11 protein-coding genes are annotated in these 13,744 nt (G+C 44.4%); 5 read left to right on the top strand and 6 right to left on the bottom strand.

Annotated elements, in window-relative coordinates; translation table 11 throughout:
- Window positions 1-170: 170 nt before the first annotated feature.
- Together R7E47_RS08230 and R7E47_RS08225 are read left to right on the top strand one after the other, a co-directional pair.
- Window positions 171-470: a hypothetical protein gene (locus R7E47_RS08230; protein WP_005376885.1), complete on the top strand. Its 300-nt coding sequence runs from the start codon at window positions 171-173 to the stop codon at window positions 468-470.
- A gap of 332 nt (window positions 471-802) precedes the next feature.
- Window positions 803-1,993 (top strand): amino acid aminotransferase, encoded by a 1,191-nt coding sequence (locus R7E47_RS08225; RefSeq protein WP_318084053.1) that lies wholly within the window; start codon window positions 803-805, stop codon window positions 1,991-1,993.
- An 89-nt stretch (window positions 1,994-2,082) separates the two neighbouring features.
- Here the strand turns inward: R7E47_RS08225 and R7E47_RS08220 are convergent, their stop codons facing one another.
- On the bottom strand, window positions 2,083-2,724 hold the full coding sequence (locus R7E47_RS08220) for an outer membrane beta-barrel protein (RefSeq protein WP_054574733.1): 642 nt from the start codon (window positions 2,722-2,724) through the stop codon (window positions 2,083-2,085).
- Between the two features lie 314 nt (window positions 2,725-3,038).
- On the opposite strand from R7E47_RS08220, the gene R7E47_RS08215 reads away from it, so the two are divergent.
- A complete protein-coding gene (locus tag R7E47_RS08215; RefSeq protein ID WP_053306567.1) occupies window positions 3,039-4,928 on the top strand; it encodes a DUF294 nucleotidyltransferase-like domain-containing protein in 1,890 nt (629 codons plus the stop codon).
- 8 nt (window positions 4,929-4,936) lie between these two features.
- Window positions 4,937-5,656 (top strand): 3'-5' exonuclease, encoded by a 720-nt coding sequence (locus tag R7E47_RS08210; RefSeq protein ID WP_005376881.1) that lies wholly within the window; start codon window positions 4,937-4,939, stop codon window positions 5,654-5,656.
- A 72-nt stretch (window positions 5,657-5,728) separates the two neighbouring features.
- Here R7E47_RS08210 and R7E47_RS08205 read toward each other — a convergent pair whose 3' ends face one another.
- Together R7E47_RS08205 and R7E47_RS08200 are read right to left on the bottom strand one after the other, a co-directional pair.
- Complete coding sequence (locus tag R7E47_RS08205) at window positions 5,729-7,612, bottom strand: methyl-accepting chemotaxis protein (RefSeq protein ID WP_005376880.1); 1,884 nt, start codon at window positions 7,610-7,612, stop codon at window positions 5,729-5,731.
- A 231-nt stretch (window positions 7,613-7,843) separates the two neighbouring features.
- Window positions 7,844-9,415 carry a BCCT family transporter gene (locus R7E47_RS08200; protein ID WP_005376879.1) on the bottom strand — a complete coding sequence of 524 codons (1,572 nt, stop codon included), beginning with the start codon at window positions 9,413-9,415 and terminating at the stop codon, window positions 7,844-7,846.
- A gap of 387 nt (window positions 9,416-9,802) precedes the next feature.
- On the opposite strand from R7E47_RS08200, the gene R7E47_RS08195 reads away from it, so the two are divergent.
- Window positions 9,803-10,279: a MarR family winged helix-turn-helix transcriptional regulator gene (locus R7E47_RS08195; RefSeq protein ID WP_005376877.1), complete on the top strand. Its 477-nt coding sequence runs from the start codon at window positions 9,803-9,805 to the stop codon at window positions 10,277-10,279.
- A 40-nt stretch (window positions 10,280-10,319) separates the two neighbouring features.
- Here the strand turns inward: R7E47_RS08195 and R7E47_RS08190 are convergent, their stop codons facing one another.
- The 3 genes from R7E47_RS08190 to R7E47_RS08180 all read right to left on the bottom strand — a co-directional run bounded on the left by R7E47_RS08190 (window position 10,320) and on the right by R7E47_RS08180 (window position 13,744).
- On the bottom strand, window positions 10,320-10,958 hold the full coding sequence (locus tag R7E47_RS08190; RefSeq protein WP_005376875.1) for a response regulator: 639 nt from the start codon (window positions 10,956-10,958) through the stop codon (window positions 10,320-10,322).
- Entirely contained in the window at window positions 10,951-12,306 is a 1,356-nt protein-coding gene (locus R7E47_RS08185) for a cache domain-containing protein (protein ID WP_053306569.1), read from the bottom strand. The genes R7E47_RS08190 and R7E47_RS08185 overlap by 8 nt, the downstream gene beginning before the upstream one ends.
- 151 nt (window positions 12,307-12,457) lie before the next feature.
- A complete protein-coding gene (locus R7E47_RS08180) occupies window positions 12,458-13,744 on the bottom strand; it encodes a TRAP transporter large permease subunit (RefSeq protein WP_318084051.1) in 1,287 nt (428 codons plus the stop codon).

The raw sequence follows: 13,744 nt of genomic DNA, 5'->3' as shown, positions 1-13,744 counted from the left end.
CTAAAACCTGCCAAATAGTAAATTCTCCTGAATGAGAAGTACGCATCTTCTATAGCGTTCAAAGGGCAAAATAAGTCGATTGTTATCACATTAATTTTCATTACATCTGTTACATTTAAATAGTAATGGTGATGCACACCTCAACTCATGGATTATGAGAGAAAACAATAATGGCGAAATACAACGAAGAAGATATTAAATACAAAGGTGAATCCAACGGCGTACATTCTTGGAGCTCTCCTTCCGGCCAACCTTATTACTGGCACCCAGATTGGCTACACGTTGCGGAAGATGCGACGGGTACGCATCCGAAGCAAAAACTTGAAGTTGAAAAGACAGAAGTACCAACCGAAAAGCACGCATTAAAAGCGATCTTAAAGCATATGAACGACTGGGCGACTGAAAAACTTTCTTCTAACCCTGACATCGAAACCAATGCGGTTGAGTCGGAAATCAATCTGAAGAAATAACCCCAACCGATATCCATACTTCTAACAGTAAACGCTCCACCTTTGGTGGGGCGTTTTTGTCTCAACAAATCCTCACTAGACAATTATAAACGCGTTAACGCAAAGCACTGAATTGAAACGATTGGGATGTGTGCAAAACTTCTCCAACCATGGCATAAATGCCCTTCAAACTCTGTGCCTACCAAACGTTTTCATGGCAAAAACTTTAGTTATGTTAGAATTCTGTTTCAAATCGCAACTTTTTTAGGTTTTCTTTTCAGTAACGGTTGTAACCAATATTGCTGAAAGGTATAAATGTTAGCACACCCCTTCGATTAACATGGATGAAGATTATGTTTGAAAAAGTAGTTGCCGCTCCGGCTGACCCTATTCTTGGCCTTACTGAAGAGTTTAAAAAAGATGCTCGCGCAGACAAAATTAACCTTGGCGTAGGTATTTACAAAAACGAGCAAGGCGAAACTCCCGTTCTTGCGACAGTAAAGAAAGCTGAAGCAGCACTTGTTGAAACTGAAAAAACCAAATCTTACCTAACCATCGAAGGCACAGCAGAGTACGGTATTGCAGTGCAAAAACTGCTTTTCGGCTCTGATGCAGGAATTGTAAACGAAAAACGCGCTAAAACAGCGCAAGCTCCGGGTGGTACTGGTGCACTACGTGTTGCCGGCGAGTTCATTAAACGTCAACTAGGCGATGTAAAGATCTGGATCAGCAATCCTACATGGGCGAACCACAACGGCGTATTTACTGCTGCTGGTATCGAAACGGCACAATACAGCTACTACAATGCTGAAACAAAAGACAAAGACTTCGACGCGATGCTAAATGATCTGCAATCTGCATCTGAAGGCGACATCGTGCTTCTACACGGCTGCTGTCACAACCCTACAGGGATCGATCCTACAGCTGAAGAATGGGAAACATTGGCGAAACTTGTCGCAGAGAAGAAGTTGCTTCCTCTGTTCGACTTCGCCTACCAAGGCTTTGCTAAAGGTGTGGAAGAAGATGCTGCAGGTCTTCGTACTTTTGCTAAATACAACAAAGAAATCCTAGTCGCGAGCTCTTTCTCGAAAAACTTTGGCCTATACAATGAACGCGTAGGTGCCTTCACGTTAGTAGCTGAGTCAGAAGAAGTCGCAACAACCGCTTTTTCTCAAGTTAAAGCCATTATTCGCTCTATCTACTCTAACCCACCTGCACACGGCAGCGCTGTCGTGACTCACATTCTTGGCAACGCCGAAATGCGTGCGGAATGGGAAGCTGAAGTAGCAGAAATGCGTGACCGCATTCAAGAAATGCGTGAACTATTTGTAGCGACACTAAAAGCAGAGGGTGTGGACGCAGACTTTAGTTTCATCGAACGTCAAAATGGTATGTTCTCTTTCTCTGGTCTTTCTAAAGAGCAAGTTAACCGCCTTAAAGAAGAGTTCGGTATTTACATTGTCGGTTCTGGCCGAATCAGTGTTGCTGGTATGACGAAGTCAAATATGGGCCCTCTGTGTAAAGGCATTGCAGCGGTTTTATAATCGACTGTCGCATACTTTATTAAAAGGAAAGGTCAGCATAAGCTGACCTTTTTTGTTTTAACTTAACGCCAAAAACGAACCCGTCCGATCTAGTAGACAAACTTCAAACTCAGCCCTACTTCATTGACGTAATCTGAGCTTTCACCGCTGTAATCAGTATCTCTAAACTGATAAAAAAGACCAGTGCCGATGACTTTATGCCATTGGTAGTTAAAACCGATCTTAAAATTGTTCTCATCAACGATATCACTACGGTTAAACTCCACTTCAGCTGTCGCAATAAGCTTTTCACTGAGCAAGTAATTCACCCCAACAGTTACAGCTTGAATCAATTCGCTATCGGAAGACAACGTATTATCCGTTTTGTCGTCCGTCGCTTTCGCTTTGATTGCGCCTATTCCATATATCCCGTAGATATCGAATTGCTCTGTAACTCCATAACGGTAACCACCACCAAACAAAAGGCGGTCAATGCGAAGAGTAAAATCATCCGGATGGAAAAACTGCGCTGAGTAATCAACATTAAACAACCAGTTCTCAGTAAACAAATAGTTACCACCGAGTCCAACTGTGGTCGCATTAGAGTTATCTAACCATTCTTCGTTTGTCGTTCCGGCACCAACATCCAAATGAATGTGTTCGTACCCAAATTTTTCTGCTTGGTCCATGACCGCTGCGCTTGATATCGCCGGCAAAGCAGCTAAAGAAACAAGCAATAAATTTCTCACCATTCGACTTCCTTTCATGAGAATTATCTAAACACTGTATTCCATCGCCTGAGCTACTTGGCTCAAAAAGAATAGCGTAATCTAAAGACGTGATAACGATCTGAAACAGCCAAAGAGCTAATCATTCATCACGAAGAAAACATATCGACGACGTCTTTTTCAATTGAGGTGATCATATAGTAGTAAAAATGAAGCTCCCTTATCGTGCGATATGTCAGAATCTTATGACTGAGCACGAAAATCTCGGTTCAGATAAGACTCTGTTTTAAAACTAAGTTAAGATTACTTTATTATTTGCGAACTAAAAGGCGCCTTCGATGGATGCAGAACTTCTCGAGATTTACAACTTTCTCGCCAAGTATCCCCCGTTCAATGAACTCCCTGAAGAAACACTAAACAAGGTGACAGAGAGTGTCGAAATCTCGTACTACCGAGAAGATACCCCCATCATCCATTTTGGAGACTATATCCAAGATTTATACGTGGTGCGAAGCGGTGTTGTTGAAGTTTATCGACGCAAAGGTGAGCTGTATAACCGCCTTGACGAAGGTGACCTATTTGGCCAGATGGGCATGCTCACCAATAACAAAGTCCGCTTTCCAGTAAAAGCCATTGAGGATACCCTGCTCTACTGTATTCCTGGTGACATTTTCCAAGAAATTTACGATAACTTTGATTCCTTTGCGGATTTTGTTGAAGTTGAAAATAGCGCTCGTTTACGCCAAGCCATTTCAGAAAACAAAGACGCCAATGACCTGACGACGTCGAAAGTGAAAACCTTGCTAACTGGCGATGCTCATACGATTGATCGTGGTCAGACAATCCAGCAAGCCGCGCAGCAAATGGCGAATGACAACGTATCGGCTTTACTTATCGTCGACCCAGATTTCCTTCGTGACGAAGACGATCCACAGTCCCCAGTACTTGGTATCATTACTGACCGTGACTTGTGTACCCGTGTGTTAGCTGAAGGTTTGTCCCCACAGGACGATGTGTCTAGTGTGATGACCACGGAGGTCATGTCTCTTGACCACAACGCTTACATCTATGAAGCAATGTTAACGATGCTGCGTTACAACGTACATCACCTACCAGTGGTAAAAAACCAATTACCAATCGGTATTATCGAAACTACCGACATTGTTCGTTATGAATCTCAGAATTCGTTGTTGTTGGTGAGTAGTATTTTCCAACAACAGACTATCGAAGATTTAGCCGTTGTTGCCGAAGAAGTGAAAAGCAGCTTCGTGCGTCTGGTCAATGAAGATGCCAACTCTCACATGGTGGGTAGCGCGATGTCGGTCATTGGCCGAAGCTTCAAACAACGTCTGCTAGAAATGGCAGAAGAAGAGCTTGGCCCACCGCCAATTCCTTATTGTTTCCTTGCACTTGGCTCAATGGGGCGAGATGAGCAACTGTTGGTGACTGACCAAGATAACGCCATCATTCTAGATGAGACCTATCAAGAAGAGAAACATGGTAAATACTTCGAAGCCCTAGCAAAATACGTCAGCGATGGGTTAGATGCCTGTGGCTACAAATATTGCACAGGCGATATTATGGCAACCAACCCACTATGGCGCATGACTCGTTCAGAGTGGGAAGAATGTTTTGCTGACTGGATTGATAACCCGAACCCGAAAGCACTACTCAACGCCTCTATCTTTTTCGACTTAGATGGCGTCTATGGCCGCTTAAAATGGGCAGAACAGTTAACTAGCTTTATTGTTCGTCGCGCTCGAAAGAACAACCGCTTCTTAGCGTGTTTGGCTCGTAACGCACTAAACAGAACACCACCTCTAGGCTTCTTTAAAGACTTCGTGATGGAAAAAGATGGCAGACACAACAACTCCATCAACCTCAAACGTCGCGGTACTGCTCCTCTGGTCGACTTAATTCGCGTTCACTCTCTGGCGGTTGGTTCACGTGCACAGAACTCGTTTGAGCGTCTTGACGACATTATTGATGCTGGCATTTTGCCAAAAGGTCGAGCACAAGACTTAAAAGACGCGTTAGAATTTATTTCCATGGTACGTATTCGTCACCAAGCGACGGATGTGGAACTAGGCATTGAGCCTGATAACAATATCGAACCGGAAAACCTCTCTGAGTTTGAACGTCGCAACCTAAAGGATGCATTCCAGATCCTAAGCAATGGTCAAAATTTCCTTAAGTTCCGCTACCAAGCGAACAAGAGCTTTAAGTGAGGTTTAGCATGATTAAAAAGCTCTTTCAGAAGCCAACCATTCAGTGGCCAACGAAGTTTGAACAAAAGCTGGAGATGGCGAAGGATGAGAATTTAATTGCGTTTTATAGCAACAAGCCGCCTGCTCCAGAAACACCGTTATCTGAGGTGGAGTTCGTGGCGTTAGATTTCGAAACGACGGGTTTGAATCCTGAAAAACATGACATCATTACTATTGGTTTGGTGCCGTTTAACCTGAAGCGAATTTTCCTACGTAACTCGCGTCATTGGAAGGTACGTCCACAGCGTGCACTCGATGAAGATTCAGTCATTATACACGGTATTACTCACAGCGAATTGATCGATGCACCTGACTTAGGCGATATCTTAAGCGAGCTGCTACCATGCTTAAGCGGGAAAATCATTGTTGTTCATTACCGTCGTATCGAGAGAGAGTTTCTGGATAAAGCGCTCAAAAGCCGTTTAGGGGAAGGTATTGAGTTTCCTGTTTTAGATACGCTGCACCTTGAAGAAACGATTCAACAGAAACGTTCAGGCTCTCTCTGGGAGCGTTTAAAAGGGAAAAAACCAGAATCGGTTCGGCTAGCGCAATCTCGACGCCGTTATGGGCTGCCAGACTATACGCCTCACCATGCATTAACCGATGCAATTGCTACCGCAGAGCTACTGCAAGCGCAAATCGCCCATCATTACAGTGAAGAGCAACCCATCAGTGAGTTCTGGCTGTAATATACTTCACGCTTAATAGCGTTCAAAAAAGGAGCCAGATGGCTCCTTTTTTTTGCTTAGCTTGAGACAAGATTACAGCTTAAAGCGTTGAATCTCTTGTTCAAGTTCGTGTGATAGCTCAGACAGGTGAGCAGCTTGTTCTGCTGCTTGATGAGCTTCGACTGACAACTCGTTAGACACGTCACGAATACCTTCAGTGTTACGAGTGATCTCAGTGGTTACCGATGCTTGCTCTTCTGCTGCTGAAGCAATCTGCGTTGCCATATCACTGATACGCTCAACAGCAGTGTGGATTTGCGTCAAGCTCGCTGCAGCCGCATTGGCATCATCAACACTGGTATCAGCTAGACGACGACTGTCACCCATAATACCGACCGCTTTGGCTGTTGTGCCTTGTAGCATCTCGATAGTTTCTTGAATCTCTTGCGTTGAAGCATGAGTACGTTGGCTCAATACGCGGACTTCATCTGCAACCACAGCAAAACCACGGCCTTGCTCACCTGCACGTGCCGCTTCGATCGCCGCGTTAAGTGCAAGTAGGTTCGTTTGCTCTGCAATGCCTTGAATCGTTGATAGAATCGTATTGATGCTATTTCCGTGTGCTTCTAGCTCTTGAATCACATCAGTAGCAACTTGAACTTCTTGCGCTAAGTTCTGAATAGAGCCTTGCGTTTGAGTTACTTGGCTTGAACCGTGTGAACAAGCTTGAACCGCTTCTTCTGAGTTACTTGCCGTACTATCAGCATTACCTGCAATTTCTTGTGTCGCTGCTGCCATTTCGTTCACAGCCGTCGCCACCATGTTGATTTCATCTTGCTGGTAAGAGATACGCTGACTACGCTCCTCAGCTTGCTGTGCTGTCGTGCGTGCTTGCTCTGAAAGCGCAGAAGATACGTGGCTAAGCTTAGTAACCATTGTGTGCATGTTGCCAACAAAACGGTTGAAGTTTTCCGCCAGTTTACCTACTTCATCATCACTGCGTGGTTCTAGGCGTTGCGTTAAGTCACCTTCGCCAGATGCAATTTCTTCCAGTGCATTTGATACGCGGTTCAAGTCACGGAACAAGAAACCAACTAGCCAAGAAACTGCAAGAATAACCACAATCGTGATCGCCACAGCAGTGAACAATAGATCTCGTAGCAATACCGCATGACCTGCTTCTTCTGTTGCGCGATCCATTTCAATCGCAAACATCCAATGCGTACCAGGAACTTTATTGAAGTAGTAAAGCTTCTCTTTTCCTTTGATTACCGTATCTTCGATACGACCTTCATCGGCGGCGCGCTCAATTGCCTCTTCTGAAAAATCTTTTAGAACACTGGTGATAGGCTTAAGCGTCAAGCTTTTATCTGGATGCGCTAAGAAGGTGCCTTCATTCATGTCGATTAGCATCGCATGCGCGTTTTCACCTGCATCTAAGTTAATCACATCGCTGATAAGCTGATCGATCAGTACGTCCGCACCAACAACACCAACAAACTGACCATTTTTCATTACTGGCTCAGCAATGGTCACAAGTAGTGCATTCGTGATTGCGTCTTGATATGCGGCTGTGATGATTTGCTTACCCGCGGCATCAGCATCCTTGTACCAAGGACGTGTGCGAGGGTCATAATCAGCACGGTTACGCTCCGGATGAGAGCGGTACATATCACCGTTTGGTGTACCAAGGAAGATGTCATCGAAGCCACCAGCCTTGCGAGCTTGTTGTAGGAAAGGAACAACGTCTTGCTCGGTCGAGTAGTCGTTGAACGCAGTGGCAATATCTTTACGGATATTGACCCAATCAGAAATTCCCTCTGACGCAGTAGTACTAAGACTTTGCGCACGTGAATAGACACCTGAACGAGTCTGATCAAATAATTGACCAGCCGACAACCAAGTAAGTGCTGTTGCCATCACAACAACAGCAGAAAGGCTTGCGCCTATAAGCTTTTGTTTTAATGATAATTTCATATTTATAGTTTTTTGAGTTGGGAGAACAGTTAAGGTGCATGAATATTACACACTTTTTTACGACTATTCACTAATTTTTAAAAAACAAAATAGCACATTAACTCTTTGTAAAATATGAACTTTCATGTGTCATTTTTTTGTCTCGAGCGTCATAAAAACCGCACAAAAAAAGCCAGCAAATTGCTGGCCTTTTGATTAATTGTTAGTCAAACGGTTTTATAAAATGCCGAATTACTGACGCTCAGTTCGCATACCCATCAATAAGCTCACACACATTGCAAGCAGAATGAAGGTAAATGGCAGTGCTGTAGAAATGGCACCAGCCTGAAGAGCTTGAACCGCCTCGGAGCCACCAATCCATAGCAGAGCAACCGCAATTGCACCTTCCATGAATGCCCAGAAGACACGTTGAAGTACAGGTGCATCGACTTTACCACCTGCCGTGATACTGTCGATAACAAGTGAACCAGAGTCAGAAGACGTAATGAAGAACACAAGTACCAGCACAACAGCGATGATAGAAAGCATGCTACCAAATGGAAGAACATCAAACATTTGGAACATAGCAAGTGATACGTCAGTCAAGCCATTTGTGCCCAGCTCACCTACTTTATCAACAACTTGCTCGATCGCCAGGCCACCAAATACAGACATCCAAACAACGGTAACCGCCGTTGGAACCAGCAGAACTGCTGTGATGAACTCGCGAACGGTACGGCCACGAGAAACACGCGCGATGAACATGCCTACGAATGGCGACCATGAAATCCACCAAGCCCAGTAGAACACTGTCCAGCCTTGGAACCAAGCTTCGTCCGTACGACCAAACGGGTTACTTAGTGGGATGATATTCTCTACATATGCCATAAGTGTGGTTGGAATCGAACCTAGGCTCGCCGCCCAACCGATAAGACCAACAAGGAGAAGTAGCAAGAACGCCACAACCATGTTGATGTTACTAATGACTTTAACACCACCATCGATGCCGCGTACGACTGAAACAACAGCAAGTAAAGTCACCACGGTAATAACGACGATTTGCAGACCTAGGCCTGGCTCAACACCAAATACGTGATGAATACCACTTGCTGCTTGCTGCGCACCTAGACCTAGGGATGTAGCAAGACCAAATAAAGTCGCAAGCACAGCCAGAATGTCCACAATGTGGCCAGCCCAACCCCATGCACGATCACCCAGAAGTGGGTAGAAGATCGAACGCATAGATAGCGGTAAACCTTTGTTGTAGGCAAAGAATGCTAAAGAAAGTGCTACAACACCGTAAATTGCCCATGGGTGAAGGCCCCAGTGGAACATCGTTGCACCCAGTGCCAATCTCGCGGCTTCTGGTGTATTTGCCTCAACACCAAGTGGCGTTTCATACCAACCGGTGAAGTAAGCGACAGGTTCTGCAACACTCCAGAACATTAAACCGATACCCATACCAGCTGCAAATAGCATTGCAAGCCATGACATAAACGAGTAATCGGCAACAGCGTCTTTACCACCTAGTCGGATCTTACCCATTGGTGAGACGATAAGCGCCAAACAGAAAATAACGAAAATGTTACCTGCAATAATGAACAACCAATCGAATGAACCAATAATTTTCCACTTCAGCCCATCAAGTGCCGTCTTTGCGGTATGTGCATCTAGAACTAATGCAGCGACAAGAAACAGCGCAATTAAACCTGCACTAATACCAAAAACTGGGTTATGAACATCAAAACCCCATTTTTGAACGTTGTCCTGACCTACCGTATAGTCGGTACTATCGATACTGTACTTATCTATACCCTTTGTCATCGTTCCTCTCTATTTTTGTAGTGTTTTTACGTACCAAACAAAAAAATCTTTCGAACACGATACGTTTTGCATTCCGTGAAGGCGCAAGATCCTATCATTTGACACGTTTTTGTCTATCTTTTTGCTATTAAAAAATCCAATAACTTACTTTTCACTGTGTGGTTACGGCCTTTGATAGAACAAATCACTACTACAATAGTTAGACCACAAACATTTATTGCTATAATAATTTTAGCTCTTCTTATTTTGTCGAAAAGGCGCGACAAAATGGTATTGAGGACACGGCGTAAAATTGTAGAGGTAATTTTTGATTTCCCCCCTTTAAATAAGGGCGCATTTAAGTTAGTGTCGCCTCGATAAATGTTCCCTACAGACTGGATGAATAAATTGGAAAAGTACGAAGAAGTATTGGTCTCGATTCGTCAGATCATCCGCGCTATTGATTTACATTCTAAAAAGCTGAGCAAAGAGTCTGGATTGACTGCTCCACAGTTGATTTTGATGCGCGCTATCAATGACTTAGATAACGTGACGATTAAACAGTTGTCTAGCCACACTAACATGAGCCAAGCGACCGCAACGACCATTCTAGATAGACTAGAACGAGGCCAGTTTGTTGAGCGTCAGCGCAGTGTTCAAGACAAGCGTAAAGTGCATGCTGTACTTACGAGCAAGGGCCAAGAAGCCTTAAAACAAGCACCAACGCCGCTGCAAGAGCACTTCATTAATCGATTCCAAAAATTGGAAGAATGGGAGCAATCCCTTCTACTATCTTCCGTTCAACGCATCTCGACGATGATGAATGCAGAGGACATCGATGTTGCTCCAATGCTAGAGCTTGGTAGCATTACCAAAGCCGATTAGTTTCGCTCCCACGTGCTCGCTTTTTGCGGGCACTACTCTCCTACTCAGTCAACCCAGTTTCAAACGCATATTTTGCTAACTCTGCCGTCGAATGTAAGTCCAACTTGTGCTTAATGTTATGGCGATGCGTCTCTACCGTTCGATAACTAATATTGAGTAAAGTGGCGATTTTCTTGCTGCTGTTTCCTTGAGCAACTAATTTAAGTACCGCTTCTTCCCTGCGGCTGAGAGGATTCGTTTTTTGCGTGGCAGGCACCACTTCTTGGGTAAAGAGTGTTTGTGTGACGGATTCACAGAAATACGTCGAGCCTTGGTTCACCGTTTTTATTGCTTGCACCATTTTCTCGGCCGAGATTTCCTTGAGCATATATCCTACGGCACCAGCTTGCATGACCTTCATGATGTACTCGCGATTATCGTGCATGGTCAACATAAGTATTTTGCTCTCTGGGCGAGCTTCTTTAATCACACCAGTCGCTTCAATACCGTTCATTATTGGCATGCTGATATCCATCAATATGACGTCCGGTTGCAAGTGCTTTGCGACCTCTATCGCTTCCAAACCATTACTTGCTGTACCCACCACTTCGATGTCAGGCTCTAACTCCAAACGAGCCATGAAGCCATCCAATACCACTTGATGATCATCGACAATCACTACACTAATCGGTTTATCCATAAACTATTTCATCCAAATTAAGCAGCACGGTAATCTCTGTTCCCAAGCCAAGCTCACTCATTAGCTCAAATTCACCACCGATGAACTCTACACGCTCTTGCATGTTCCTTAACCCAATCCCTTGTTGGTGCACTGCATGGTTAACCACAAATCCAAGCCCATCGTCACGTATGAGTAATTGCAGCATATTGCCCATTTTTTGCAAAGTAACCGTTACTTTTTTCGCTCGCGCATGTTTTTCAATGTTATTCAAAGACTCCTGAGCGACGCGATATAGTGTCGTTGCGACTTCCGAAGTCAGTTTATGCTGCTGAGTATCGAAATTGCTCTCGATATCAATCCCGGAATGGGAATGAAAGTCCTGTAGCAAGGTCGTCAGTGCTGCTTCTAAACCGATATCATCGAGGGCGCTTGGACGGAGCTGATGAGAAATATGCCGCACCTCATTTATCGCGGTAACGAGCGATCGTTGTGATTTATCTAAGTGGGATTTGAGTTTTTCGTCTTCCAGTCTATGACTCATTAAGTCTAAATGACATTTACTGGAGACTAACAACTGATTGATTCCATCGTGCAGTTCTCGCGCTAAATGCTTTTTCTCATCTTCTTGGAACATCACGGTTTTATGTGCCAGTTCTTTCAGGTTCTTATCAGCGAGGCGATGCTCGTGCAGATTGATCGCCAAAGTGAGAACAATGATTACAGCAACGGTCACCGCTAAGATCACGACGACTGAGAAAAATGTCGTTTCGATATTTTTGTTCACCGCCGCGCGCATATTGGCGACTTCTCGGCTTACATCCTCAATATACAGCCCAGTCCCTATCATCCATTCCCACTTATCGAGCCATGCAGCGTAACTAAGCTTAGGGACAACTTCACCCGTAGATGGCTTTTGCCACAGGTACTGATGAAATCCGCCACCTGATTGCGCTTGATACAATAAAGCTTCGATTAAGCGATCGCCATTTTCGTCTTCAAGATAGAGTAAGTTTTCCCCGACAAGCTCCGGAAGAACTGGGTGTACAAGGTTGGTACCATATTTATCATAAGCAAAAAAATAGCCGTCCGACCCATAACTCAAACGATTTAAAATCGCTTTCACACGCGTTTTGGCAACACTCTCTTCTAAAGTCGGATCGTTGTAGATGTAAGAAATGGAGTCAAAAGCGACGTCGACCGTATCTTTCAGCGCCGCTTCTTTTGATTGGATCAGGTTTTGATGAAAGATCTCTACCTCCCTTTTGCCAAGGGTCTTGGTTTGATAGATAGAGATCCAGCTGATACTCGCTGACACCAATACCACGGGTATCAGTGTCAGCAGAATTAACTTTGCTTTGAGAGGCATCCCTTCCCTCCATGAAACGCTGCCTTTACAGCTTACTATCTTAGCAGTACAAACGAATCGATTGTGTCTGCATAGACATAATTAACAGCTTAACAACTTGTCTCAAAAGGTAAAAACTCTCAGTTCACAAAATCTCTTTATTATCGAGTGATTAACTCATACCGTAAAAACCTGGGAAAAACAGCAAAGACGCCAACACAACAATCTGAATCGCGATGAATGGCATCACACCTTTGTAGATATCTCGCGTAGTAACCCCTGCTGGAGCGACACCTTTTAGATAGAACAAACTAAAGCCAAATGGCGGTGTGAGGAACGACGTCTGTAAGTTCATCGCAATAAGAATCGCAAACCACGTCATATTAATGCCCATCAATTCAGCGACTGGCGCAATAATTGGCACGATGATAAAACAGATTTCAACGAAGTCGATAAAGAAACCTAAAATCAGAATCACCACCATGGTAATAATAAGGAATCCCCACTTTTCACCCGGCAGTTCTAACATCCACTCTTCAACTAAATAATCACCACCAGTGTAGGTAAATGCCATTGAAAAGGCGGTCGCACCAAGTAAGATCGCAAAGACCATTGCGGTTACTTTAACTGTCTCTTTTGATGCATCATAAATCATCGACCAACTAAACTGTTTATACAATAGTGATAAAATTATCGCACCTGTACCGCCCAGTGCCGCTGACTCTGTTGGTGTTGCAATCCCTGCAAAGATGGAGCCCAATACCACGATGATCAATGCTAAAGGTGGCAATACAGCTTTCAGTGCGGTGAGCACTTCTTGTTTACGACTGATCGACTCATCGCGCTCTATCGCCTGTGCGGCTTGAGGGTTCAACTTCGCGTAGATGAGAATATAGATCACATAGGCGCCAACAAGTGTAATACCGGGCCAGATCGCAGCTTGAAATAGGTCCCCTACCGGTACGCCAAGTACATCACCCAACAAGATCAACACGATAGAAGGTGGGATAATTTGGCCCAACGTGCCAGACGCACAAATAGTCCCACACGCTAAACCTTTGTCGTAATTGTACTTGAGCATCACAGGAAGAGATATTAAGCCCATCGCAACAACTGATGCGCCTACCACACCCGTTGAAGCCGCAAGCAATGCGCCAACTAACACGGTAGAAATAGCGATACCACCGCGAACGCCACCGAACAAACGCCCCATTGATTCTAGTAGCTGTTCAGCAAGCTTCGTTTTCTGTAGCACTAGCCCCATAAAAACGAACAGCGGTACGGCCATTAGCACCGTATTTTCCATAATGGACTGAATTCGATATGGCATAAAAGCAAACATCTCGATGCCTTCAGCCCAAACACCAAAAATCAGCGCGATACCACCAAAAGTAAAGGCAACGGGAAATCCCAATAGAAGCGCAAAGAGCGCAACAAAAAACATCACTATACCGATCAT

The organism is Vibrio sp. Vb1026 (genome assembly GCF_033338745.1).
GTDB lineage: Bacteria > Pseudomonadota > Gammaproteobacteria > Enterobacterales > Vibrionaceae > Vibrio > Vibrio alginolyticus.
The sequence above is the reverse complement of the archived record's forward strand: the minus strand, read 5'-3'. Positions and strand labels throughout refer to the sequence as shown.

Excerpts from the sequence above, each read along its gene's own strand:
- R7E47_RS08230 (WP_005376885.1), top strand. The coding sequence starts at position 171 with ATGGCGAAATACAACGAAGAAGATATTAAATACAAAGGTGAATCCAAC.
- R7E47_RS08225 (WP_318084053.1), top strand. The coding sequence starts at position 803 with ATGTTTGAAAAAGTAGTTGCCGCTCCGGCTGACCCTATTCTTGGCCTT.
- R7E47_RS08220 (WP_054574733.1), bottom strand. The coding sequence starts at position 2,724 with ATGGTGAGAAATTTATTGCTTGTTTCTTTAGCTGCTTTGCCGGCGATA.
- R7E47_RS08215 (WP_053306567.1), top strand. The coding sequence starts at position 3,039 with ATGGATGCAGAACTTCTCGAGATTTACAACTTTCTCGCCAAGTATCCC.
- R7E47_RS08210 (WP_005376881.1), top strand. The coding sequence starts at position 4,937 with ATGATTAAAAAGCTCTTTCAGAAGCCAACCATTCAGTGGCCAACGAAG.
- R7E47_RS08205 (WP_005376880.1), bottom strand. The coding sequence starts at position 7,612 with ATGAAATTATCATTAAAACAAAAGCTTATAGGCGCAAGCCTTTCTGCT.
- R7E47_RS08200 (WP_005376879.1), bottom strand. The coding sequence starts at position 9,415 with ATGACAAAGGGTATAGATAAGTACAGTATCGATAGTACCGACTATACG.
- R7E47_RS08190 (WP_005376875.1), bottom strand. The coding sequence starts at position 10,958 with ATGGATAAACCGATTAGTGTAGTGATTGTCGATGATCATCAAGTGGTA.
- R7E47_RS08185 (WP_053306569.1), bottom strand. The coding sequence starts at position 12,306 with ATGCCTCTCAAAGCAAAGTTAATTCTGCTGACACTGATACCCGTGGTA.
- R7E47_RS08180 (WP_318084051.1), bottom strand. The coding sequence starts at position 13,744 with ATGATCGGTATAGTGATGTTTTTTGTTGCGCTCTTTGCGCTTCTATTG.